We start from the raw sequence: 24,038 nt of genomic DNA, 5'->3' as shown, positions 1-24,038 counted from the left end.
TCACTCTCCGATCACAGACCAAGATAGGCGCTGCGGGTACGCGGATCGTTCTTCACGGTCTCCGCATCACCCTCCACCGCCACCTGCCCGCGCTCCAGCACGTAGCAGCGCTTGGCGTGGCGCAACGTCAGATTCAGATTCTGCTCCACCAGCAGGATGGTCAGCCCATCGGCATGCAACTTGTCGATGATCTCAAAAATATACTGCACGAACAGCGGCGACAGACCGAGCGAGGGTTCATCGAGCATCAGGAGCTTGGCTTCCGCCATCAGCCCGCGGCCGATGGCCAGCATCTGCTGCTCACCGCCTGACAGTGACCCGGCGCTCTGGGTCAGCCGCTCGCCGAGCCGCGGAAACAAACCGATGACTTTCTCCATCTGCTGCGGACGATGCTTGCGCGCATGCGCATTGATGCCGCCAAGCAGAAGATTTTCGCGGATGCTCATTTCCGGAAACACCAGACGGCCTTCCGGCACCTGCACGATGCCGAGCTCGACACGCGCCTGCGGCGTTAATTTGCTGATGTCTTCGCCGAGAAACAGAATGCGCCCGGAGAGCGGCTTGACCATGCCGGACAGCGCATTGATCAGCGTGGTCTTGCCGGCATTGTTGGCGCCCAGCAGGCCGACGATCTCGCCCGCAGCGATCTTGGCGTTGATGTCGCGCAGCACCGGCACGCCACCATAGCCTGCAACCAGGTTATCGATCTCAAGCATCGAGATGATCTCCGAAATAGGCATCGACGACGCGCTGATCTCGAAGGATCTCGTCGGGCGTGCCCTGCGCGATCTTCTCGCCGAAATTGATCACCACCATACGCTGCGCCAGCCGCATGATGACCGGCATCACGTGCTCGACCATCACGATGGTGACGCCCTGCTTGTTAAGCTCCTCGATGATCGCGATCGGCGCGGCGGTCTCGGCCATGGTCAGGCCGGCCATCACTTCGTCGAGCAGAATGCAGCGCGGATCGGTGGCGATGCACTTCGCGAGCTCCAACAGCTTCTTGTCCTGCAGCGACAGTGTCGCCGGCGTCTTGTGCTCCTTGCCGCCGAGGCCGACGCGCAGCAGCGCCTGCGCCGCATAGTCGATGGCCTCGCGCATCGGCCGGCGTGTCAATGCTGCGGTCGTGACGACGTCGAGCGCCGTCATGTCGGCAAAGGACTGGACGATCTGGAAGGAGCGCATCAATCCGCGGCGCACCAGCCGATCCGGCGACACCCCGATAATGCTTTCACCGTCATAAACAACGTCGCCCGCGCTCGGCGGAATGAAGCCGGAGATCACACCGAACAAAGTGGTCTTGCCGGCACCGTTCGGGCCAATGATGCCAAGAATTTCGCCCTTCTCGACGTCGAAGCTCACCGCGTTGAGCGCGACCAGCCCGCCAAACCGCCTGGTGATGTTGGAGACTTCCAGAAATGCCACAGCCGTCCACTCTTTATGTTGCGCTCAGTCTTACTACAGCGCCGATCAGGACTTCGGCCGCGGCGGCACCTGGGCAAATTCCTTCGGGAACACGACCTGCTGATCCTGCTCGGGAGTCCATTGGATGAACATCGCAGAACCATCCTTGAGCAGACGGTCTTCTGCGAATTGCAGGCCCTTCGGCTTGGCGATGTAGAGGTTCGGATCGCCTGCCGGAATGTTGACGTTCTTCAGCGCCTCGAGCAACGCATCGCTCTGCAGCGACTTGGCATTCTCAAGCACCTGCTGCAGCACGCGCGCCGCCTGGGCGTATTGCACCGCGCCCTGGCCGATTTTTTCGAGCTTGGCGACATCGCGCAATTCCGTGACGATCTTCTGCATCGACTCGATTTTGGCGCCGGCGCTGAAGCCGGTCATACCGAACAGGTTCTTCGTCAGCACGGCCTTGCCGATCTCGGGGCCGAGATCCTTCCAGAGCGACAGATCCGAGTAGCCGCCGGTGCCACCGCAGAAGATGCTGCCGTGATAGTTCAGATTGTAACGCGCCTGATGCAGCAAGATGCCATCGCGCGGCGTCACGAGGCCGACAACGACGTCCGGCTTGAGCGAGCGAATACGAACCATCGCCGCCGTCTGGTCCTGCGCACGAATATCGAGCGCGGCTTCGCCGATGATCTGGATGCCGCTCGCCTTCAGCTTCTCGACCAGGAATTTGTTCGACTGCTGGCCGGCCTCGTAATTCGAATAGGCCATGACGGCGGTCTTGATCGGAAACTTGAAATCGTCGCGCAATGAGATGACGAAATCATGCATGGTCTGCGCATAGCCGCGATCATACGGGTATCCCAGCGTGAACATATAGTTCGACTGCGACCCACCGGCCCAGACCGACAGCGTCGGAATCTTGGCTTCGTCGACCACCGGCGTCAACGCCAGCATCTGTGCGCTGAGAATGGTGCCGGTCAGAAGCTGCACTTTTTCCTCGGTGATCAGGCGCCGCGCTTCGGCAGCGGTCCGCGCCGGCTGGCTGGTATCGTCCGCCAGCACCAGCTCGATCCTGGCGCCGCCCTTGCTCTTGATGCCGCCTTCGGCATTGATCTTCTTGATGATGTATTCGAAAGCCGGCTGGCCTTCCTGCGCGTAAGCCGCAAGACCGCCGCTCATCGAATTGACCACGCCGATGCGGATCGCCGGCTCGGCGGCGCCTGCGCTACGAATGAACGGCGCGGCGATCGGCCCTGCCAGAACGGCAGAGGCACCAAGGCCAAATGTGCGGCGGGTCATGGTCATGTCATATCCTCCGATGCGCAACGACGCTGAAGCGACGCGCTTTCTTGTTCTGTTACTGGGCGCTGGAGTGTCGAACACTGCGTTACAGATTGGGAGTCTGCATATCGCAGTCGGGCAGCGTTTTTCGGACTTAGCCGCCTTTGCGCAGCCGCGTCAAATTGCGGCGTACGGGAATCGCGAATGAGGGCCATGCATCCGTGACGGGGCTTTCACAGGCGAGCAATCGCAAAGCCTGCACGCGGGAAATGTACAACCGTCGCGCCGACATCGGGATCCTCACGCCGCAAAGCGATGCTGTCATGACCCGCAGAAACAAACGCACCGATGACGGGATCGAAACCCCAATCGGTCGGCATGACCGATACCATTACGCCTTCCTTAAACGGCAGACCTTGATCATCTGCAATATCGTTATGAGGAGAAGCAGATGTCGCCATAGGCTGACAGAGCCGCGCTATGTCCAGCGCCAGCTCGGGCGACAGCTCCTCAACCGTTCCGTGCCCCAGCGCGGCAACCCGGTCCATCCACGCGAGAACGCGCGGATGCTCGGCAAGACCTTCGCTCTCACCGAGATTGCGGCGCGCGTACCAGAGCGGATGGTAGACGGCGATGTCGGCAAGTGATGGCACGTTGCCGAGCAGGAATGCGTCGCCATGCGCAAGCCAATCGCTCAGCCAGGCAAGATGAATGCGAAACTGGTTGCGCAGCGCAGGAATCTGCTCACGCATCTTCACGCTGTCCCAGCCATCGAACTTGCCTGACGTGAAACTCGCGCGATCGGCATGCAGTTCTGGCGGAAAACGATCGCCGTTCAGGCCGAAGACCAGTCCAAGAGCATTGGCAAAGAGCGCGCGATCGGCCCAGGCCGCGATGATATCGGCCTGACCGCGCGTGCCCGTCGGATAAAGCGTCGTCTCGGGAAAACGCCGCTCAAGCTCCGCGAGAATGCGGCGCGTATCGCAATAAACGTCTGCGCCGATCTGCAGCACCGGAACGCGGCGATAGCCTCCGGTGAGCGCCACGAGCTCTGGCTTCGGCGCGATCCGCGGCTGGATCACTGACTGCCAATGCAGGCCCTTCAATCCAAAGGCGACGCGCACTTTCTCGGCAAACGGCGAACGCGGATAGTGATGCAGAACAAGATCGGTCGCCGTCACTGCATCCCTTGCCTGTCAGCTATGTCGCATGCACCGCCGTCGTCGCGCCGGCGGAATACATCGCCTCGAATTCGGCAATCGGATGCGGAAGTCCATCCGGGCCGGTGATCTCAACATCCCAGCTGCCGTCGTCGAGCAGCTCCCTGGCCTTCTTGACAGCTCCGGCCGCGTTGTCGCGGCGGAGTGAAACAGTCCCTGACGTATCGGTTCCCCTGACGAAAAACGGCAAGTCACGTCCTCCCTGTGTGAGGCGCCCCGCAATGCGAGACCGCGCGCGACGTCTTGATCGCGTCACTCTGCGCATCAGACCACAGGACTCGCGGCAATTCCAGCAACTTGCCGTCGCAATCGTCATGAACCTGTTATGCAGCCCCGCGCTGCGCTGCGGGACGCGTCAACGCGAAGAAGACGAGGGTGCATACGGTCAGGAATACCGCCATTGAGATTAAAACTGCGGGCAATCCCCAGGCGGCGGCAATCGGACTGGTAGCCGATTGCATTACGGCGGTGCCAAGGAAGAACGACAGGTTTGCTGCAGAGAGCGCTTTGCCAATATTCTCGGCAGCAACGACCTGGCGGATCATCGCATAGACGAGCGGCTGCATCGCCACGAGAAGGCCGATGACCACAAGCAGGCCGGTATCGACTGCCACGGGCATCACTGGCAGGCCGAAAAGCGTGGCTAACGGATAGCCCGGTGCACCGAGCGCCATCACGAGTAGCAACGCGGCGGCGCACAAATGGACCGCAAACAGCAGCATGCGGCGATGACCCAGCTTGCGATCGAGCAGGCCCGACAGCGCCGGTCCGATCACCAACGCAACCGTAAACAGAGCCAGTACATTGCCGGCCTCTATCCGCGACAGTCCCTTGATATTCATCAGCCAGGGACCTGCCCAAAGCCCACGCAACACGAGTTGAACCGCCAGCGACACGAAAGCGAGGATCACGATACCGCGCACCGCACGTGATACACCGAGTTGCAGAACCGAAACCATCTCGCCCAGAAGCGCGCGCGGCCGGCCTTCGGGACGCGATGCCGGCACCATGACCGCGATCAGCATCGCCACGACAATCGCCGCTGCGGCGGCAATCCAGAATCCGGCGCGCCATCCCCAGTGTTCGACAACGTAAGCAAGCGGACTGGCCGACAACAGCAGCCCCGCATTGCCGAATGACAGAATGATGCCGGACCACAGACCGAACTGCGCTGGTGTCAGCCGCTTGGCCGCGAGCGTCATCGGGCACATCAGCATGCCCGACGTCGCCATGCCGATCGTTGCCTGCGACACGAAGAACGACAGAGGCCCTGTCGACAGCGCCGCAATCGCCGCGCCGCAGACCGTACCGGCGAACAGCACGAGCGACACCGAGCGGATGCTGTAGCGATCCAGCGCGACGCCGACCGGAATCTGCAGGAGCGCGAAGAAAAAATGATAGGCCGAAGTCAGCGCGGCCAGCGTCTGCGGCGTCACGCCGAGATCGGTCGACATCACATCGATCGCGACCGCAGGCGTGGTGCGCAGCATGTTGGACAGTACATGCCCGCAGGTCAGAATGAGCATGGCGGCCACGAGCGCTACGCTCACGGGCGGATCGATGGCAACGGGCTTGAAGGCAGAAGAGTCGGCAGCACTGGTCATGGCGCTCGCCTACGCGGAAACACGGCGCGCATCAACCGCCACGAAAGCCGTGGCGGTCATGCTCTCTCAATGCTGCGGTGCAGCTTAGGCGACCGATGCCTCGATTCGGATCGGGATCGATTTGTAAGCCGGCGTTCCCGACTTCGCATCATGCTGGTCGAGTGACACGAGCACATTGGCCTCAGGATAATAGGCCGCCACCGATCCTTGTGGGATGTTGTAAGCCACCGCCGTCACCCGACGCAGCGCGCGCGGCGCGCTGTCCGGACGATCCAGCACGATGTCGATCAGATCACCGTGGCTCAGCCCGCTGCGGGCGAGGTCCTGCTCGTTGACGAACACCACATCGCGCCGCCCGGTGATGCCGCGATAGCGATCGTTCATACCGTAGATCGTGGTGTTGTACTGGTCGTGGCTGCGCAGTGTGGTCAGCGTCAACGCGGTCTCGGCGGGGCCGTCCTCATAGAGGCCGGAGAAGACCAGGAACTGCGCCTTCTTGCTCGGCGTCAGCCATTCCCGTTCCGAGGCGGCGTTGCGCAGCCGGAAGCCACCCGGCTTCTTGATCCGTGCATTGTAATCCTCGAAGGCCGGAAAGACCGACTCGATGGCGTCGCGGATCTTGCTGTAGTCGGCCACGTAGTCCAGCCACTTCACCTTGGTATTCGGCAAAGTCGCGATGGCCATATCGGCAACGATCGCAGTCTCGGACTTCAGATGCTCGGACGCCGGCTTCAAGCCGCCGCGCGAGGCGTGCACCATCGACATCGAATCTTCCACCGTCACCAGTTGCGGACCCGTCGCCTGCACGTCGATCTCGGTGCGGCCAAGGCATGGCAGGATGATCGACTCTTTCGCGATCAGAAGATGCGAGCGATTGAGCTTGGTGGCGATATGCACCACGAGATCGAGGCTACGCATCGCCGGATAGGTCGCCTCGGGATCTGACATCGCGACCGCGAGATTGCCGCCAAGACAGATCAACGCCTTCGAACGGCCATCGCGGATCGCCTTCACCGACGCGACGGCATCGTGACCATGCGCGCTCGGCGGCTTGAAGTTGAAGGTGCGTTCGATGCCGTCGAGCAGCGCGGCGTTGGGTACTTCGGTGATCCCCACGGTGCGGTCGCCCTGTACGTTGGAGTGCCCGCGCAGCGGCGAGATGCCGGCGCCGGGACGGCCGATGTTTCCGCGCAGCATCAGGAGATTGGCGATCTGCTGCACGTTACCGGTGCCGTGGCGATGCTGGGTGATGCCCATGCCGTAATTGATGATGACGCTCTTGGCCGCGGCGTAGATATTGCCTAGGTTTTCGATATCGGCGCGCGGCAGGCCAGACGATTTCTCGATCGCCTCCCATGAGGTCGCGTCGAGATCGGCGAGCAGCGCCTCGATGCCGTTGGTATGTTCGGCGATGAAGGCGCGGTCAAGCACGCCGGGGCCGCCTTCGGCAAGGCTCGCGGCGTCGAGCGCCACGACGGTCTTCATCATGCCCTTCAGCACGGCAATGTCGCCGCCGACCTTGACCTGGTAATAGGTCGACGAGATCTGCGTAGAGCTCAACGTCAGCATTTCCGCTGGATGCTGCGGGGATGTGAATCGTTCCAGCCCGCGCTCGCGCAGCGGATTGATTGAAACGATGGCAGCACCGCGCTTGGAGCATTCGCGCAGGGTCGTCAGCATGCGCGGATGATTGGTGCCGGGATTGTGCCCGATACAGAACACCGCATCCGCATGATCGAAATCCCCGAGCGTCACCGTGCCCTTGCCGACGCCAATGGATTCCGGAAGGCCGACGCTGGTGGCCTCGTGGCACATGTTCGAGCAATCGGGAAAATTGTTGGTGCCGTATTCGCGCACGAACAACTGATACATGAAGGCTGCTTCGTTAGAGCAGCGGCCCGACGTGTAGAACTCCGCCATGTTCGGATCGGGCAAAGCGCGCAAGCCGGCACCGATCCGCGCCATCGCATCCTCCCACGAGATCGGAAGATATTTGTCGCTAGCCCGGTCATAGGCCATCGGATGGGTGAGACGTCCCTCGTTTTCGAGGTCGTGATCATGCCAGCCCCAGAGTTCGCTCACCGTATGGGCCGCAAAGAATTCCGGCGTCGTGCGCTTGGCTGTTGCTTCCCACGACACCGCCTTGGCGCCGTTCTCGCAGAACTCGAATGATGACGTATGCTTTGGATCGGGCCAGGCGCAGCCCGGGCAATCAAAGCCATGCGGCTGGTTCATCGTCAGCAGGCCGTGCGTTTCGTTGACCACCGCCATCTGTCCGCGCACCGCGTCGGCCACTGCCTTCAACGCACCCCAACCTGCGGCCGCGCCTTTATAGTCTTCGACGCCCTGAACGTGCTTCTTCGCCATCGCGATCCGTCCTTCACCATTCCGGCCCATATGGCCTAATTCCGCCTCGTAGCATTAAAGGCTGTAATGCAGCGAATAAATGCCATCAACTTTGATTGACCGACCCCTGCGCTGTATTGAACGATACGAATGCCGCGACACCTGTTCACCAAGGCTATCGCCCGATTGATATTTTGAATGGAGCGCCGATGACCTCTTCTTCCCTGTTCCAGCCGCTGCAAGTTGGCCCGTATCAACTCAGCCACCGGGTTGCGATGGCGCCGCTGACGCGCATGCGTGCCGAGAAGACATCTCTCGCTGCGTGGACGCTCAATGCCGAATATTATGCTCAGCGCGCGACCGAAGGCGGATTGATTATCGCCGAGGCGTCGCAGGTCATGCAGGAAGGCCAAGGCAACCCGAACACGCCGGGCATCTATTCGAAAGAGCAGATCGCCGGCTGGCGTCAGGTCACTGACGCCGTGCATGCCAAGGGCGGCATCATCTTCCTGCAGCTATGGCATGTCGGCCGTGCCTCACATTCCTCGTTCCAGCCCGGCGGCGGGCTTCCGGTCGCGCCGTCAGCCATTGCGATCGACGCTACCACGCGGACGGCTTCAGGCGAGACGGTATCTTACGAAACGCCCCGCGCCCTGGAGACCAGCGAGATTCCCGGCATTATCGACGCCTACCGACAGGCCACGCGCAACGCCAGGGAAGCCGGCTTCGACGGCGTCGAGGTGCACGGCGCCAACGGCTATCTGCTCGAACAATTTCTGCAGACCCGCAGCAATCGGCGCACCGACCAATATGGTGGCTCCATCGAGAACCGCGCCCGCCTGCTGCTCGAAGTGACCAATGCCGTCATCGACGCCTGGAGCGCGGATCATGTCGCCGTCCGCCTGTCGCCCTATGGTGTCTCGAATGACTCCGGCGAAGCCGATCCGATGCCGCTCTACAGCTATGTGGTCCGTGAGCTCGACAAGCTCGGCCTCGCCTACCTCCATTTCGTCGAGCCGCGCACCAGCGGCGTCGGCCGCGCGGAAGTGTTTCATAACAATGTGCCTAAAGCCTATGAGCTGTTCCGGCCGATGTGGAGCGGCGTGCTGGTCACGGCCGGCGGCTTCGACGGCACCTCCGCCGAGGAGGCCGTCGCTTCCGGCAATGTCGATATCATCGCGTTCGGCCGCCCGTTCATTGCTAATCCGGATCTGCCGGAGCGTATCAAGCGCAAGGCGCCCTTTACGCCTTATAACCGGGCGACGTTTTACGGCGGCGATGTGGCTGGCTACACCGACTACCCGGTGCTTGGCGCAGGCTAGTCTGCGGATTATTCAATAGAAACCACTTCTGGCGCGCTATAGTCTGTGTATGGGCCCGTAGCGGGTCAGGAGTATCGCCCCATGGATTCCACCCTCTCAGCCGCCGAGCTCGACGATCGCATCGCCATCCTTCGCGACAATATCCGGCAGTTGATCGAGCAGGCCACCGCGGCTTCCGGCGAGAGCAACGAGGAGCGCACTGCGGATCGGCTGGCTCAGCAGAATGAGGAGCTGGACCGGCTGATCGCCCAACGCGACGCCTTGGGCAAATAGCCGAGAGGACTACGGACTGGAAGTCCTGCCCGGTTGTCGGGCGGGATGCGCAAAACCGCGGCTTTTCCTCCAGTAAACTTTTGGCTAGCTTGGCTGCATGAACGTTCAAGCCAAGATCGACATCAAGCACTCCACCTGCCCGCATGATTGCCCCTCCGCCTGCGCCCTCGACATCGAGGTGATCGGCGGGAACACCATCGGCCGGGTCCGCGGCTCCAAGGAGCAAAGCTATACCGCCGGCGTGGTCTGCGCGAAGGTCGCGCGCTATGCCGAGCGCATCCATCATCCCGAACGGCTGATGTATCCGATGCGCCGCACCGGTCCCAAAGGCTCCGGCCATTTCACCCGCATCACCTGGGACGAGGCGCTCGACGAGATCGCTTTGAGGTTCAACGAGGCCGAGCGCGACTTTGGCGCGGAATCGGTCTTCCCGTATTACTATGCCGGCACCATGGGCCTGGTGATGCGCGATGGCATCAACCGCCTCGCCAATGTGAAGAAATATTCGCGCTTCTACTCGACGATCTGCGCAACCATTGCCTGGGCCGGCTTTGCCGCCGGCACCGGCAAGGTCGCCGGCGTCGATCCGCGCGAGATGGCGAAGTCGGACCTAATCGTGATCTGGGGTACCAATCCGGTATCGACGCAGGTCAATGTGATGACCCACGTCTCGCGCGCGCGGAAAGAACGCGGCACCAAGCTGGCGGTTGTCGACATCTACGACAACGACACCATGAAGCAGGCCGACATCAAGATCCTGCTGCGGCCAGGTACAGACGGCGCCTTCGCCGCCGGCGTCATGCATGTGCTGTTCCGCGACGGCCTAGCTGATCGCGACTATCTCGCCAAATACACCGATGCCTCGCCGGAGTTCGAGGCGCATCTTGCTTCGCGAACGCCGGAATGGGCGTCGGACATTTGCGGCGTGCCCGCTGCGGAAATCGAAGCCTTTGCGCGCCTGGTCGGCGAGACCAAGCGCAGCTATTTCCGCCTCGGCTATGGCTTCACCCGCAGCCGCAACGGAGCCGCGCAGATGCATGCAGCGCTGTGCGTGCCCACCGTTACCGGCGCCTGGCAATATGAAGGCGGCGGCGCTTTCTTCAACAATGCCGCGATCTGGAAATTCGACAAGACGCTGATCGAGGGCCTCGACGTGCTCGACGAGAGCGTTCGGCGTCTTGATCAATCGAAGATCGGCCGCATCCTGACCGGCGATGCGGAGGCCTTGCACAACGGCCCGCCGGTTAAGGCGATGCTGATCCAGAACACCAATCCGATGACGGTGGCGCCTGAGCAGGCCTTGGTGCGGCAGGGCTTTGCCCGCGAAGACCTGTTCGTCGCGGTGCATGAGCAGTTCATGACCGAAACGGCCATGATGGCCGACATCGTGCTGCCGGCGACCATGTTCATGGAGCACGACGATCTCTATTACGCCGGCGGCAACCAGCACATCTCGGTCGGTGCCAAGCTGATCGACGCGCCGGAAGAGTGCCGCTCGAACCACGACGTTCTGCAAGGCATCGCCACCCGCCTCGGCGCGAAACACCGCGCGTTCGATATGCATCCGCGCGACATCATCGACGAGACGCTGCAAGTCAGCGGCCGCGGTGGCATCGAAGGGCTGGAGGCCGACAAATGGCGCGATATCCAGCCGGATTTCCGCACCTCGCACTATCTCGACGGTTTCGCCCATGCCGACGGCAAATTCCACTTCGAGGCGAACTGGTCGACAGTGCCGATGCCCAATGCCGGGCTGATGGGGGCGTGGGACGAGATGCCGTCATTCCCCGACCACTGGGCGGTGATCGAACAGGTCGATGAGGCGCATCCGTTTCGTCTGGCCACCAGCCCGTCGCGCTCATTCCTCAACACCTCGTTCAACGAGACGCCATCATCGCAGGCCCGCGAGGGTGCACCCAGTGTGATGATGCACCCCGTCGACGCGGCGAGGCTCGGCATTACCGATGGCGATGCCGTGACACTCGGCAACACGCGCGGCGAGACGACCCTGACCGCGCGTATCTTCGAGGGCCTGCGGCGCGGTGTGCTGATTGCGGAATCGGTGCACCCCAACAAGGCGCATATCGGCGGCCATGGCATCAATATGCTGACCGGCGGCGAAGCCGTCGCGCCCTATGGCGGCGCGGCGTTTCACGACAACAAGGTGTGGGTGAAGAAGGCGGGATAGCCCGCCTTCTTACGCCGTCGATACCTGCACCAGGATGTCGGAGAAGGTCGGCGCACGTCCGAGATCGGCCATCGCCGGCGAAGTCAGCGCATGCACCGTTGCACTCTTGCGGGTCGAGCGTTGCCAATAGCCGCTCGGTGCCACCACCACGCCGGGCTTCACATCCGCCGAGATGGTGACGAGCGCCTCGAACGAGCCGCGATCGTTATAGACACGGATCGGCGCGCCCGCTTCGATGCCACGTACTGCAGCATCGTCGGGATGCAGTAGTACGGCCTGCTCGCCGGCATGATGGAGCTGCTTCGGCATATTGCCGAAATTGGAATTCAAGAATGCGTGGCTCTTCGGCGAGATCAGGCTGAGCGGATATCTCTTCGCCAGCTCGGGATTGGTCTGCGGCGATTCTCGTGGTGGAATATAGGACGGCAACGGATCGACCGGCTCGCCGGACTGTTGGCCACCATAGCCCTGCCGGAACAGCGGCACGACGAAATTGCCGCCGGCGGCGATCGAGGATTTGAATTCGCATTTGCCTGACGGCGTGAAAAAATTGCCTTCGCGATGTGGCGCGTAAGTATCGGATCCCTCGACTTTCAAGCGCGCATAGCCGGTTTGCTTCAATTGCTCGATGGTGATGTTTTCCAGCACGGGACTGGTCCAGTCCATCGAATCCGCAATCATCTCGTCATCGCTGCGGAAGAACGACGGATCGTCGATGCCCATGGCGGCGGCGAGCCTGCGAAACAGCTCGGTGTTCGATACGGCTTCGCCGAGGGGTTCGATCGCCTGGTTGTTGTAGGACAGATAAAGATGCCCCCACGAGAACATTAGATCCTTCTGTTCGAGCTGCGTCGTCGCCGGCAACACGATATCGGCAAAGCGCGCGGTGTCGGTCATGAAGTGTTCGCTGACGACGGTAAACAGATCCTCACGCGCCAGGCCAGCCTCGATCTTGCCCTGCTCTGTGACCATGGCCATCGGATTGGCATTGTAGACGCACAGCGACTTGATCGGTGGATCGAAACCAAGCTCGCCGGTGAGCACCGGGCCGAGTTGCCACAGATTCACGATGCGCAGATCCTCTCCTTGTAGGTCCGGGCGCATCAGCACGTCCCATTTCACCGGAAACGCCCAGATCGGCAGCTGCAGCAGACCGCCGCCGACGTGACGCCAGGCACCGATCAGCGCGGGCAGACATGAGATCGCGCGCACGGTCTGGCCTCCGCCGGCATGTCGCTCGACGGCGACGCCGATGCGGATTACCGCGGGCGGCGTGGTGGCATATTCACGCGCCAGCGTGCGGATGTCGTCCGCCGCGATCCCGGTGATTCCAGACACGTAGTCGGGCGTGTAAATCGCGGCACGTTCGGCCAGCTCGTCATAGCCGATCGAATAGTTGTCGACGTAATCGCGATCGATCAGCCCCTCGGTGGTGATGACGTGGATGAGGCCCAGCGCCAGCGCCGCGTCTGTCCCCGGCCTTATAGCGATGTGCCAGTCCGCCTGCTGCGCGGTCCGCGTCCGCACGGGATCGATGACCACAAGCTTGGCGCCGTTCTTCATCGCCTGCTTGATATAAGGCCAGTGATGCGAGTTGGTGCTGAGCGTGTTGCAGGCCCAGAGGATAATGTATTTAGAGTGGACGAAGCTCTCCGGATCGGTACCCGGTGTATGGCCTATCGTCATCAGATAGGCTGTACAGGCGCCGGAATCGCAGAACGTACGTTCGGCCACCGTGGCGCCGAGCTTGTTGAACAGGGGATCGCCGACATTGAGGCCGTTGATGATGCCCTGGGTGCCAAGATAGCTGCACGGCAGGATCGCCTTGGCGCCGTCCTCGGCGATGATCGTCTTCCATTTGCCGGCGATCTCGGACAGAGCGTCATCCCATGAGATGCGCGTAAACTGGCCACTGCCCTTCGGCCCCGAGCGCCGCATCGGATAGAGAATGCGCTGGTCGCTATAGACGCGCTCCTGATAATCGTTGACCTTCACGCAGAGCCGACCTTGCGTGAACGGGTGATCCGGATTGCCCCGCACGGACACGGCGCGGCCATCTTCGACCGTCGTGATCATGGAGCAGGTGTCGGGGCAATCATGGGGGCATGCACCAATTACGGTTATCTGGGTCAAGCTGGCCTCCGCTGGCTACCGATCTGGGTTGATGCCGAGCATGCTGAGCTGACGGACTGTTGGCTTTTCCGAGCCTGCTGTTCTGTTTGCAAATCCTGCTGACCACGCGGCGGGTTCCGCCCCGCGCCCATGGCACAGGAATTGAATGTTAAGCGGCGATCATTTCAGCGAGTGGGGGTTGGCTATGACGATTGCAGGCCACGGCGCGGAAAAGTATGTCACCGGACATCTCATCGATGGGTCTCAGGACCGGAATTGGCCCCATCTGCTCGCGGAGCGCTGGAGCCATCGGGCCGGCGATCTACCCTCGGTGCTGCCACGAGATACCGAGATTGCCATGTTCCTGCGCGGCAACTCGGTCGTGGAGCGTCAGGGCGGCGGTATGCGGCAACGAACGTCGGGCCATCGCGGCACCATCTGGCTCTGCCCCGCCGGCATTCGCGAAGAATATATCAACGTCTCCGAACCGGTCGCGGACTGCCTGCACATCTATCTTCCCGGCCAGCCCTTTGAGGACACGCTTCTGCAGGATCTGGAAATCGATCCATCACGTATGACCTTGCGCTATGAGAGCGTCGATCATGATCCATTCATCGAACAGGTCGCCGAGCTGATCCTGCAAGAGCTGAATACCGAGACCTCCGCCGGCCGACTGCTGATTGAAACACTCAGCAGTGCATTGTCCGCACATCTCGTTCACAAATATGCGGCGAGCGCGCTTCCGCTGAAGCCGCCACCGTCATCCGACAAGCCATTGGATCAACGGCGGCTGGCGCGGGTAATCGAATTCGTTGACGCCAACATCTCGCGCGAATTCGCGGTCGCCGATATGGCCCGCACGGCCTGTCTCAGCCCGGCGCATTTCGCGCGGGTGTTCAAGGTCCGAACCGGTCTCACACCGCATCAGTTCGTCAGCGAACGGCGGCTGACACTGGCGAAACAAATGCTGGCGGATCTGTATCGACCAATCGTCGATGTCGCCTATACCGCGGGCTTTTCATCTCAAGCCAATTTTACCCGCGCCTTCCGCCGGGCGACCAACATGACGCCCGGCCAGTTCCGCGGCCAGACAGCCGCCTATCGGATGTCCGACGAACTGTAGCGCTGGAGCTCGCAACTGAAGCTACCGCGCATCCTCCAGGATCATATCCGACGCCTTCTCGGCGATCATGATCACCGGCGCATTGGTGTTGCCCGACATCAGGTCCGGCATGATCGACGCATCGATCACGCGCAGACCTTCCAGTCCACGCACCCGCAACCGCTGATCGACCACCGCTTTCGAATCATTGCCCATGCGACAGGTCGAGGTCGGATGATAGACCGTGCTGCCGCGCTGACGGCAATAAGCGAGCCATTGCTCATCGGTCACCGTGCCCGGACCAGGCTCGACCTCCTTGGTCACGAAAGGCTTCATCGCCGGCGCGTTCAGCATCTTGCGCAGGATCTTGAGCCCTTCGACATTCGCCGTACGATCGGTTTCGGTCGCGAGATAATTGATCCGGATCGCCGGCGGCACCGAAGGATCAGCACTCTTGATGCGCAGCGAGCCGCGGCTTTCCGGGCGCAGCTGACAGACCGAGGCGGAGAAGCCGGAAAACGGATGCAATTTCTCGCCCATCTTGTCGGTGGAGAACGGCAGGAAGTGGATCTGGATATCTGGCGATGCCATGCGCGGATCGGTCTTGAAGAAGGCGCCGGTGGTACCGGCAGCATAAGTCAGCGGACCGGTGCGGAACGCCGCATATTGCAGACCCATCATCGCCCTGCGAACCGGATGATTGACGAAGTCATTGAGCGTGATCTTCTGTGGACACTCCATCACCATCCGGACCTGCATGTGATCCTGCAAATCGCTGCCGACGCCGGGTGCATCGAGGAGGACCTCGATGCCGTGTTCCTTGAGCAGATCGGCGGGACCGACGCCGGAGAGCTGCAGCAGCTGCGGCGAATTATAGGCGCCGCTCGACACCAGCACTTCCTTGCGGGCGCGCGCCTTGCGCACCACGCCATGCTGCTTGAATTCGATGCCCACCGCGCGCTTGCCTTCGAACAGGATACGCTGGGCCAGCGCTTCGGTTTCGACGCGGACCTTGCCCTGCTTCAGCGCCGGGCGCAGATAGGCCCGCGCGGTCGAGGCGCGGCGGCCACCCTTCGTCGTGGTCTGGAACCAGCCAGCCCCTTCCTGCGTGGCACCGTTGAAGTCGTTGTTCGCGGGAATGCCGGTCTCGGCAGCAGCGGCGATGAAGGCCTCCGACAACGGATCGGGGCAGCGCGAATCCGACACCGGCAGCGGGCCACCGACGCCGTGATACTCGCTCGGCCCACGCGTCTGATTCTCTGCCTTCTTGAAATAGGGCAGCACATCGTCATAACCCCAGCCGGTATTCCCGAGCTGACGCCAGCGATCGTAATCCTCGTGCTGACCGCGTACATAGAGCAAGCCGTTGATGGAGCTGGAGCCACCGAGCACTTTTCCGCGCGGCTGAAACACTGAGCGTCCATCGAGGCCCGGTTCGGGCTCGGTCTGGTACATCCAGTTGACGGACTTCTCCTTGAAGAGCTTGCCGTAGCCGAGTGGCACATGGATCCAGATATTGCGGTCCTTCGGGCCGGCTTCCAGCAGCAGCACCGAATATTTGCCGGATGCCGAGAGGCGATTGGCGAGCACGCAACCGGCCGAGCCGGCGCCGACGATGATGTAATCAGCCTCAATGGCATCAGCCGACGCGCGATGCGCCGACGCAGTTTGACCGCTCATGTTTCCCCCAATTGTTTTCAGCAACTGAAAACGGAAATGGTGGGGATGTAAATGGGCGTGCCCTGAAGCATGGCACGCATGCGGCTAGAATCGTCGCAATGCGAAAGCGAGCGACTGCGTGAGGTAAGCTCCCTCTCCCCGCTCTGCTGTTCAGTCGGGAGACATGGTTGACACCTGTTCGGAGACATCACTGACACTTTTTGTGCCAGTCAAGTCGATTTCTGCGACTTTCCGGCTGCCGAAGAAAATCCCGTAGTGGCCGTCGCTGTCCAAGGGGCGGATTGCCAGCCGTTCGCCGCGAAAGGCTTTTGGTACGCGCCATCGCCGGCCCTTGAAGTCGATGCGCGGATTGACTGAGACGCGGCGCACGATGTCATTGCTGGCATATTCGACCTCGACGATTTTGTCGGGCATCGGCCGCGTGCTGGGTTTGTAACGGGTAGCGGGAACGTCCATGCCGAGTGCTTCGTGGGGGCGTTGCAGATTGTAGACGGTGCGCCATGTATCGAAAGCGCGCTGTAGTTCGGCAAAGTCGCGGAACCGGCGTGCCGCGAATACTTCGGCCTTGAGGGAACGGTGGAAGCGTTCGTTCTTGCCGCGGCTTTGCGGGTGGAACGGCCTTGCATAGATCGTGTCGACGCCAAGCTTGAGCAACCAGACCCGCAGGGCAGTCCAGCGCGAGCCGCCGCTGTCGCCCCAAGGCGAGCCGTTGTCGACGAAGAACGCGTCCGGCAGACCATAGCGCCGGAAAGTCTGTATCAGCCGCTGCTGCACGGTTGCACTCTGTTCGTTTGCGCAGGCCTGGATGCAAAGTGCATAGCGCGAGTGGTCGTCGATTACGGTGAGCGGATGGCATGCTGCGTTGTTGGCCAGCGGCATGCGCCCTTTGAAATCCATCTGCCATAGCTGGTTGGGCGCCTCCTTCTCGAAGCGCTGCAGCGGCTGTGTTGCGCCGCCCGGCGGCAGGATAATGCGGCCGTTGCGGTGCAGGATCTCATGCACGGTGGAGATCGCCGGCGGTGTCATCCCGTCACGCTGCAGGCAGTACGCAATCTTGCGCGCGCCCCAGGCCGGATGGGCATCGCGCACCGCAAGCACCAGCGTCTCGATTGCCATATTGCTGCGTCGTGGGCTGACAAGCGGTCGCCGCGACCGATCGGCCAGTTCCGCATCGCCGGCCTCGACCCGCGCCAGCCATTTGTAGCCGGTCTGCGGGCTGATCCCGAACCGCCGACACAGTTCTCGCCGATTGACGCCCTCCTGCATTGCCAAAAGGGCAAACTCCCGCCGTTGATCCATTGCCGACACCTCGCGCCATGGCATGGAAACCTCCTGAAAAGGAGGACTCCAGCCAATCTGAATGTGTCAACTATGTCTCCGAACACCTGTCAGCGATCTGTCCGGACTGAACATCTGCGCGGGGAGAGGGTTGGGGTGAGGGGCGAGGCACATACGATGCAAAAGGAGTGGTCTCTCGGGTCGAAGACATGTGAACCGAGAGACCCGTGATGGAGGCTTCGTCCGAGACGGCCCCTCACCCGCCGCGAAGACGCGGCGACCTTGTAACTTGCCAGCCGCCGGATCTGCTAAGTTGTGCGGAGCGGTGGCAGGCGGGAGACCGAGTGACCTGAGGGACACCAAGCCCGTGGGAGAGCGCGGGTCCTTGCTTGCCGTTCCATCGAACCCGAACAGTCGCTTGGGCCGCTCAGCAAGCCCGGTTGCGCAAGGATGGGATCAGATGGACGCGATTTATGTTGGCATCGATGTGTCGAAGGATCGGCTGGATGTGGCGTTGCGTCCGGGCGGTGAGAGTTTTGCGGTTGCCCGCAATGGTGCGGGGATCGATGATCTGATCGCGCGGCTGAAAGCGCGGCCGCCACGGATGGTGGCGATCGAGGCGACGGGCGGCTTTGAGACGGTCGTCGCCGCAGGATTGGCCGGCGCCGATCTGCCTGTGGTGGTGGTCAATCCGGCGCAGGTGCGCGCCTTTGCCAATGCCCTCGGCAAGCGCGCCAAGACCGATCCGATCGATGCCATGGTGATCGCGCATTTTGCCGAGGCGACCAAACCGCAACTGCGGCCGCTTCCCGATGCGACGACGCGGCTGCTAGCCGATCTGGTGGCACGTCGGCGCCAGATCGTCGAGATGATTGCCGCGGAAAGCCAGCGTGCACGGCGCGTCAGCAATCTGCGGCTGAAGAAGAGCATCGCCCGGCTCCACAAGGCACTGGAGAAGGAGTTGTCCGAACTGGACGACGACATCGGCGATCACGTGCGGGGATCGCCGGCCTGGGCCGAGAAAGAAGACTTGCTGGTGTCGGTGCCCGGCATCGGTCCGACCATCGCGCGCAGCCTGATTGCCGAACTGCCGGAGCTCGGCACACTAGATCGTCGTCAGATTGCGGCGCTCGCCGGTTTGGCGCCATGGACTCGGCAATCCGGCCAGTGGCGCGGCAAGAGCTTCATCGGCGGCGGCCGGGCCAATGTACGCCGCGTGTTGTTCATGGGAGCGATGGTGGCCGCCCGCTTCAATCCGCAGCTCAAACTGTTCCGCGACAAGCTTGTCGCCGCCGGCAAGCCCAAGCTCGTCGCTATCATCGCCCTCGCCCGCAAGCTGCTCACCATCCTCAACGCCATCCTGCGAGACAAGACCCCATGGCAGCATCAAAACGCTTGACCAACAAGACAGTCGCTCTCCCCGCATTGCGGGGAGAGGTTAAGAAAGAGCGTCGCTTCAGCTATAGCGGCTGATCGCCAGATCCTTGACATCCAGCTCCGGCGCCTTGCCGGAGATCTGGTCGGACAGCACGCGGGCGGTGCCGCAGGCCATGGTCCAGCCAAGCGTGCCGTGACCGGTGTTGAGATGGAGATTGCCGAGATGCGTGGGGCCGACGATGGGCGGGCCATCCGGCGTCATCGGCCGCAAGCCACTCCAGAAGGTCGAGCGCGAGAGATCGCCGGCGGTCGGAAACAGATCGGTCACCGATTTGTCGAGCGGCATACGGCGCGGGGCGGTGGGCACCGGGTGATAATTACCGACTTCGGCGGTGCCGCCGACGCGGATGCGGTCACCAAGGCGCGTGATGGCCACTTTGTAGCTTTCGTCCATGATCGTCGATTGTGGCGCAACGCTCTCATCGGTGATCGGCACCGTGAGCGAATAGCCCTTCACCGGATAGACCGGCGCATCGATGCCCAGCGGGCGCAACAACAGCGGCGAGAAGCTGCCGAGCGCCATCACGTAACTATCCGCGATGAAGACACCCTTGTCGGTGGTCACCTGCGCGACGCGGCCGCCGGTGGCATCCACCGACTTGATGGTCGTGTCATAGACAAACTTCACCCCAAGTCCGGCCGCGATCTTTTCCAGCCGCTGCGTGAACAGATGGCAGTCACCGGTCTCGTCCTCGGGCAGACGCAAACCGCCGACGAACAGGTCCTGCACGCCGGCGAGGCCCGGTTCATACTTCACGCAGCCGGCACGATCGAGCACCTCATAGGGCACGGCATATTGCTTGAGCACGTCGATATCGCCGCCGGTGGCATCGAGCTGCGACTGTTTGCGGAACAGTTGCAGCGTGCCCTGGCTGCGATCGTCATAGGTGATGCCGGTTTCGGCGCGCAGTGCGCGCAGCTGGTCGCGGCTGTATTCGGCGATACCCACCATGCGCGACTTGTTCAGCGCATAGCGCGCGCTCGTGCAGTTGCGCAGCATCTGCAGCATCCAGCGCCACTGGTGCGGATCGGCCTGTGGCCGCACCACCAGCGGACCGTATTTGTCCATGATCCAGCCAAGCGCCTTCTTCGGCACACCGGGGCCGGCCCAGGGTGAGGCGTAGCCGGGCGAGACTTCGCCGGCATTACCGAACGAGGTCTCCAGTGCGGCGCCGGGCTGACGGTCGATCACCGTCACCTCATGGCCTGCCTTGGCCAGATAATAGGACGTGGTAACGCCGATCACGCCCGCGCCAAGAACCAGAACCTTCATCGTACCGCGCCTCCAGACCGGGCGGTCCACCGCACATCGATCTCATCCGAGTAAATTCGTTCATAGCGCTGACCGAGAGAAGTCAGCATTTCATAGCCAATGGTGCCCGCGGCTGCGGCCAACGCGTCGAGCGACTGATGCCCGCCGATGATTTCCACTTGCGATCCCCGTGCCAACATGCCGGGCGGCAGATCGCCAAGATCGACGGTCAGCGAGTCCATCGATACGCGCCCGGCAACCGCCAGCCGGCGCCCGCGGAAATAGACCGCACCGCCATTGCCGAAGGCGCGCTGTAAACCGTCGGCGTAACCGATCGCCAATGTCGCCAGCCGTGTCGGCTTCGTCGCCCGGAAAGTCCAGCCATAGCCGACATGGGCATCGGCTTCGACGTCGCGGGTCTGGATCACCTGCGCGGTGAGCCGAACCACTGGCAGCATCGGATTGCTTTGCGCGGGATGGGGATTGAGCCCGTAGAGCGCGGCGCCGGGGCGGACGAGGTCATGATGATAGTTGCGCCCAAGGAAAATGCCGGACGAATTGGCCAGAGATTGTCGCGCAGCAGGGAAGCGTTTCGCGAGCGCCTGAAACGCGGTGAGCTGGTGCGCATTGGCCGGATGCTCCGGCGTGTCGGCACAAGCGAGATGGCTCATCACCATCTGGATATCGAGAACTGAGGTGTCCTTGCCCGAGAGTTCGGCGACCTCACGCGGCGACATGCCCAGTCGCGACATGCCGCTATCGACCTGAACGACCGCGGGCAGAATCCGGCCGCGTTGCCGCGCCTGATCCGACCAGGCCTCAAGCTGTTCGCGCGAATTGAGCACCGGAATGATGCCGGCTTCCGCGCAGTCACGCTCGCTGCCCGAGGGCAGACCGTTGAGCACGTAGATCGTAACGTCGCGGGCCAGATGGGTCTGGAGATCCAGCCCTTCGTCGAGATGCGCCACGAAGAAGGCGCGGCAGCCGGCCCGATAGAGTGCCGGCGCGACACGATCAGCGCCGAGGCCATAGGCATCGGCCTTCACTACGCTGGCGCAGGTGACGCCGGGGCCGACCCGCTCGGCCAATAGCCGGTAATTGCGTGAGATGGCTTCGAGATCGATGGTCAGCACCGCACTCGCGTGCCGCGTGCCCGTTCCGCCTGTCCAAGGTGCCAGCATCACATCCCCCGCCACGAATGATCGCAACGGCAGTATCTCACCTTCCGCATGGCGCTTTACGGCGATTCCGGCCGCTGCTACGGTCACAAACGGTGATTATCGGCGTAAATTTACGTACTTGTAGAGAAATCCTGCAAAACTTTGGCGAGAACCATGGCAAGCGACCTCGATTCGACCGACCGGAAGATCCTTCGAGAGGTCGTCCGGGATGCCCGGATCAGCCAGATGGCACTGGCAGAGAAAGTCGGCCTGTCACCGACCGCCTGTACCCGGCGTCTCGCGGCCCTGGAAAAGAAGGGCGTGATCAAGGGCTATGCCGCCGAGATCGACGCATCCGAGCTCGGCTACATGATGACGGTCCATGTCCACATCACGCTGGACAAGCAGAGCGAGGATGCGCTGTCCGCCTTCGAGCGCGAGATCGCCAAATGCCCGGATGTCGTGTCCTGCTACCTGATGTCGGGCAATGACGACTATCTCGTCCATGTGCAGGCGCGCGACATGGAGGACTATGAGCGCATCCACAAGCAGCACCTCTCGCGAATGCCCGGCGTGGCGCGGCTGCATTCAAGCTTCGCGATGCGCAGCGTGGTAAAGCGCGGCGTCTCGCTGTCCGCGCTGACGGGCTGAACTTGCTTAACCTCTCCCCGCCTAGCGAAGCTTCGCTTCGCCGGGCGGGGCGAGGAAAACAGGCGCGCTTAATTCGGGTGCAGGCCCGGCGCTTCCTGGCCGGTACGTTCGACATATTCAGTATAGCCGCCGCCATATTGCTGGATGCCGTCCGGGGTCAGCTCCAGCACGCGGTTCGAGAGCGCCGCGAGGAAGTGGCGGTCATGCGACACGAACAGCATGGTGCCTTCGTAATCGGCGAGCGCCTTGATCAGCATTTCCTTGGTGGCCATGTCCAGATGGTTAGTCGGCTCGTCAAGCACCAGGAAATTCGGCGGATCGAACAGCATCTTGGCCATCACGAGGCGCGCCTTCTCGCCGCCTGACAACACGCGGCAGCGCTTCTCGACATCGTCACCGGAGAAGCCGAAGCAGCCGGCGAGTGCGCGCAGCGTGCCCTGGCCCGCCTGCGGAAATGAGTCTTCGAGATTCTGGAAGATCGTGCGCTCGCCATCGAGAAGATCCATCGCGTGCTGCGCGAAGTAACCGAGCTTGACGCTGCCGCCGATGGTGACGTTGCCGTTGTCCGGCTCGGCCGCGCCGGTGACAAGCTTCAGCAGTGTCGACTTGCCGGCGCCGTTGATACCCATGACGGCCCAGCGTTCCTTGCGACGCACCGAGAAGTCCAGCCCTTCATAGATGGTGCGGCTGCCATAGGCCTTGTGGATGTTCTTCAGGCTGACGACGTCTTCGCCCGAGCGCGGCGCCGGCAGGAAGTCGAACGACACGACTTCGCGGCGCTTCGGCGGCTCGACGCGCTCGATCTTGTCGAGCTTCTTGACGCGGCTCTGCACCTGCGCGGCATGCGAGGCGCGGGCCTTGAAACGCTCGATGAACTTGATTTCCTTGGCCAGCATCGCCTGCTGGCGCTCGAACTGCGCCTGCTGCTGCTTCTCGTTCATGGCGCGCTGCGCTTCGTAGAATTCGTAATCGCCGGAATAGGACGTCAGCGATCCCGCATCGATCTCCATGATCTTGGTGACGATGCGGTTCATGAATTCGCGGTCATGCGAGGTCATGAGCAGCGCGCCCTCGTAGCCCTTCAGGAACCCTTCGAGCCAGATCAGGCTTTCGAGATCCAGATGGTTCGAGGGTTCGTCGAGCAGCATCACATCGGGACGCATCAACAGAATGCGTGCCAGCGCGACGCGCATCTTCCAGCCGCCGGACAGCTTGCCGACATCGCCGTCCATCATTTCCTGTGTGAATGAGAGACCAGCGAGCACTTCGCGGGCGCGGCCTTCCAGCGCGTAACCATCGAGTTCCTCGAAGCGGGCCTGCACCTCGCCGTAACGCTCGATGATCGTGTCCATATTGTCGGCCTGGTCCGGATCGGCCATGGCCGTTTCCAGTTCCTTCAGCTCGGTCGCGACCACGCTGACGGGGCCGGCGCCCTCCATGACCTCGGCGACGGCGCTATGGCCCGACATTTCGCCGACATCCTGACTGAAATAGCCGATGGTGACGCCGCGCTCGACCACCACTTGCCCCTCGTCGGGCAGTTCGCGGCCGGTGACCATGCGGAACAGGGTCGTCTTGCCGGAACCGTTTGGGCCGACCAGACCGATCTTCTCGCCCTTCAGCAGCGCACCGGCGGCTTCGATGAAGACGATCTGATGACCGTTCTGCTTGCTGATATTGTCGAGGCGGATCATGGGAACTACGGGCTCACGAGACAGG

General features: G+C 62.2%; 19 protein-coding genes. 6 read left to right on the top strand and 13 right to left on the bottom strand.

Translation table 11 applies throughout. The features are described 5' to 3' along the window. Positions 1-11: 11 nt before the first annotated feature. The 7 genes from AB8B20_RS22255 to AB8B20_RS22225 all read right to left on the bottom strand — a co-directional run bounded on the left by AB8B20_RS22255 (position 12) and on the right by AB8B20_RS22225 (position 7,885). Positions 12-716: an ABC transporter ATP-binding protein gene (locus tag AB8B20_RS22255; RefSeq protein ID WP_093758021.1), complete on the bottom strand. Its 705-nt coding sequence runs from the start codon at positions 714-716 to the stop codon at positions 12-14. Then, entirely contained in the window at positions 709-1,428 is a 720-nt protein-coding gene (locus AB8B20_RS22250; RefSeq protein WP_089266696.1) for an ABC transporter ATP-binding protein, read from the bottom strand. The genes AB8B20_RS22255 and AB8B20_RS22250 overlap by 8 nt, the downstream gene beginning before the upstream one ends. Before the next feature lie 45 nt (positions 1,429-1,473). Further along, on the bottom strand, positions 1,474-2,718 hold the full coding sequence (locus AB8B20_RS22245) for an ABC transporter substrate-binding protein (RefSeq protein ID WP_439073560.1): 1,245 nt from the start codon (positions 2,716-2,718) through the stop codon (positions 1,474-1,476). 209 nt (positions 2,719-2,927) lie between these two features. Then, positions 2,928-3,875 (bottom strand): glutathione S-transferase family protein, encoded by a 948-nt coding sequence (locus AB8B20_RS22240; RefSeq protein WP_093758019.1) that lies wholly within the window; start codon positions 3,873-3,875, stop codon positions 2,928-2,930. Positions 3,876-3,894: 19 nt separating this feature from the next. After that, a complete protein-coding gene (locus AB8B20_RS22235) occupies positions 3,895-4,104 on the bottom strand; it encodes a hypothetical protein (protein WP_068737702.1) in 210 nt (69 codons plus the stop codon). Between the two features lie 133 nt (positions 4,105-4,237). Next, positions 4,238-5,518, bottom strand: a complete 1,281-nt coding sequence (locus tag AB8B20_RS22230; protein ID WP_093758018.1) for an MFS transporter — start codon at positions 5,516-5,518, stop codon at positions 4,238-4,240. An 84-nt stretch (positions 5,519-5,602) separates the two neighbouring features. Beyond that, positions 5,603-7,885 (bottom strand): FdhF/YdeP family oxidoreductase, encoded by a 2,283-nt coding sequence (locus AB8B20_RS22225; RefSeq protein WP_439073561.1) that lies wholly within the window; start codon positions 7,883-7,885, stop codon positions 5,603-5,605. A 188-nt stretch (positions 7,886-8,073) separates the two neighbouring features. Between AB8B20_RS22225 and AB8B20_RS22220 the strand changes: the two genes are divergently transcribed. The 3 genes from AB8B20_RS22220 (at position 8,074) to AB8B20_RS22210 (ending at position 11,647) form a co-directional block, all read left to right on the top strand. After that, positions 8,074-9,186 (top strand): alkene reductase, encoded by a 1,113-nt coding sequence (locus tag AB8B20_RS22220; RefSeq protein WP_439073562.1) that lies wholly within the window; start codon positions 8,074-8,076, stop codon positions 9,184-9,186. Between the two features lie 81 nt (positions 9,187-9,267). After that, positions 9,268-9,459 carry a hypothetical protein gene (locus tag AB8B20_RS22215; RefSeq protein ID WP_081422070.1) on the top strand — a complete coding sequence of 64 codons (192 nt, stop codon included), beginning with the start codon at positions 9,268-9,270 and terminating at the stop codon, positions 9,457-9,459. A 97-nt stretch (positions 9,460-9,556) separates the two neighbouring features. Next, positions 9,557-11,647: a molybdopterin-containing oxidoreductase family protein gene (locus tag AB8B20_RS22210; RefSeq protein ID WP_439073563.1), complete on the top strand. Its 2,091-nt coding sequence runs from the start codon at positions 9,557-9,559 to the stop codon at positions 11,645-11,647. Between the two features lie 9 nt (positions 11,648-11,656). Here the strand turns inward: AB8B20_RS22210 and AB8B20_RS22205 are convergent, their stop codons facing one another. Next, positions 11,657-13,780 (bottom strand): molybdopterin-containing oxidoreductase family protein, encoded by a 2,124-nt coding sequence (locus AB8B20_RS22205; protein ID WP_184512867.1) that lies wholly within the window; start codon positions 13,778-13,780, stop codon positions 11,657-11,659. A 184-nt stretch (positions 13,781-13,964) separates the two neighbouring features. Here AB8B20_RS22205 and AB8B20_RS22200 point away from each other — a divergent pair, with 184 nt between their 5' ends. Then, a complete protein-coding gene (locus AB8B20_RS22200) occupies positions 13,965-14,882 on the top strand; it encodes a helix-turn-helix domain-containing protein (protein ID WP_439073564.1) in 918 nt (305 codons plus the stop codon). A 21-nt stretch (positions 14,883-14,903) separates the two neighbouring features. Here AB8B20_RS22200 and AB8B20_RS22195 read toward each other — a convergent pair whose 3' ends face one another. Then, positions 14,904-16,541 (bottom strand): GMC family oxidoreductase, encoded by a 1,638-nt coding sequence (locus AB8B20_RS22195; RefSeq protein ID WP_439073565.1) that lies wholly within the window; start codon positions 16,539-16,541, stop codon positions 14,904-14,906. 150 nt (positions 16,542-16,691) lie between these two features. Continuing rightward, positions 16,692-17,864 (bottom strand): IS481 family transposase, encoded by a 1,173-nt coding sequence (locus tag AB8B20_RS22190; RefSeq protein WP_439072339.1) that lies wholly within the window; start codon positions 17,862-17,864, stop codon positions 16,692-16,694. A 415-nt stretch (positions 17,865-18,279) separates the two neighbouring features. Between AB8B20_RS22190 and AB8B20_RS22185 the strand changes: the two genes are divergently transcribed. Then, positions 18,280-19,218 carry an IS110 family transposase gene (locus AB8B20_RS22185; protein ID WP_439072572.1) on the top strand — a complete coding sequence of 313 codons (939 nt, stop codon included), beginning with the start codon at positions 18,280-18,282 and terminating at the stop codon, positions 19,216-19,218. A gap of 57 nt (positions 19,219-19,275) precedes the next feature. Here AB8B20_RS22185 and AB8B20_RS22180 read toward each other — a convergent pair whose 3' ends face one another. Further along, a complete protein-coding gene (locus AB8B20_RS22180) occupies positions 19,276-20,529 on the bottom strand; it encodes a D-amino acid dehydrogenase (RefSeq protein ID WP_439073566.1) in 1,254 nt (417 codons plus the stop codon). After that, positions 20,526-21,689: an alanine racemase gene (alr, locus tag AB8B20_RS22175; RefSeq protein ID WP_439073567.1), complete on the bottom strand. Its 1,164-nt coding sequence runs from the start codon at positions 21,687-21,689 to the stop codon at positions 20,526-20,528. The genes AB8B20_RS22180 and alr overlap by 4 nt, the downstream gene beginning before the upstream one ends. 153 nt (positions 21,690-21,842) lie before the next feature. Between alr and AB8B20_RS22170 the strand changes: the two genes are divergently transcribed. Further along, a complete protein-coding gene (locus tag AB8B20_RS22170) occupies positions 21,843-22,319 on the top strand; it encodes an Lrp/AsnC family transcriptional regulator (protein ID WP_439073568.1) in 477 nt (158 codons plus the stop codon). A gap of 68 nt (positions 22,320-22,387) precedes the next feature. Here AB8B20_RS22170 and AB8B20_RS22165 read toward each other — a convergent pair whose 3' ends face one another. After that, positions 22,388-24,013, bottom strand: coding sequence for an ABC-F family ATP-binding cassette domain-containing protein (locus tag AB8B20_RS22165; protein WP_309940910.1), 1,626 nt, complete (start codon positions 24,011-24,013; stop codon positions 22,388-22,390). Positions 24,014-24,038 lie beyond the last annotated feature (25 nt).

Origin of the sequence: Tardiphaga sp. 866_E4_N1_4 (genome assembly GCF_052076075.1) — a bacterium.
GTDB classification, from domain to species: domain Bacteria; phylum Pseudomonadota; class Alphaproteobacteria; order Rhizobiales; family Xanthobacteraceae; genus Tardiphaga; species Tardiphaga robiniae.
Note: the sequence above shows the minus strand (reverse complement) of the source record. Positions and strands in the feature narration are given on the sequence as shown.

Coding starts and splice junctions, on each gene's coding strand:
- AB8B20_RS22255 (WP_093758021.1), bottom strand. CDS start 716: ATGCTTGAGATCGATAACCTGGTTGCAGGCTATGGTGGCGTGCCGGTG.
- AB8B20_RS22245 (WP_439073560.1), bottom strand. CDS start 2,718: ATGACCATGACCCGCCGCACATTTGGCCTTGGTGCCTCTGCCGTTCTG.
- AB8B20_RS22230 (WP_093758018.1), bottom strand. CDS start 5,518: ATGACCAGTGCTGCCGACTCTTCTGCCTTCAAGCCCGTTGCCATCGAT.
- AB8B20_RS22225 (WP_439073561.1), bottom strand. CDS start 7,885: ATGGCGAAGAAGCACGTTCAGGGCGTCGAAGACTATAAAGGCGCGGCC.
- AB8B20_RS22220 (WP_439073562.1), top strand. CDS start 8,074: ATGACCTCTTCTTCCCTGTTCCAGCCGCTGCAAGTTGGCCCGTATCAA.
- AB8B20_RS22215 (WP_081422070.1), top strand. CDS start 9,268: ATGGATTCCACCCTCTCAGCCGCCGAGCTCGACGATCGCATCGCCATC.
- AB8B20_RS22210 (WP_439073563.1), top strand. CDS start 9,557: ATGAACGTTCAAGCCAAGATCGACATCAAGCACTCCACCTGCCCGCAT.
- AB8B20_RS22200 (WP_439073564.1), top strand. CDS start 13,965: ATGACGATTGCAGGCCACGGCGCGGAAAAGTATGTCACCGGACATCTC.
- AB8B20_RS22195 (WP_439073565.1), bottom strand. CDS start 16,541: ATGAGCGGTCAAACTGCGTCGGCGCATCGCGCGTCGGCTGATGCCATT.
- AB8B20_RS22190 (WP_439072339.1), bottom strand. CDS start 17,864: ATGCCATGGCGCGAGGTGTCGGCAATGGATCAACGGCGGGAGTTTGCC.
- AB8B20_RS22185 (WP_439072572.1), top strand. CDS start 18,280: ATGGACGCGATTTATGTTGGCATCGATGTGTCGAAGGATCGGCTGGAT.
- AB8B20_RS22180 (WP_439073566.1), bottom strand. CDS start 20,529: ATGAAGGTTCTGGTTCTTGGCGCGGGCGTGATCGGCGTTACCACGTCC.
- alr (WP_439073567.1), bottom strand. CDS start 21,689: ATGCTGGCACCTTGGACAGGCGGAACGGGCACGCGGCACGCGAGTGCG.
- AB8B20_RS22170 (WP_439073568.1), top strand. CDS start 21,843: ATGGCAAGCGACCTCGATTCGACCGACCGGAAGATCCTTCGAGAGGTC.
- AB8B20_RS22165 (WP_309940910.1), bottom strand. CDS start 24,013: ATGATCCGCCTCGACAATATCAGCAAGCAGAACGGTCATCAGATCGTC.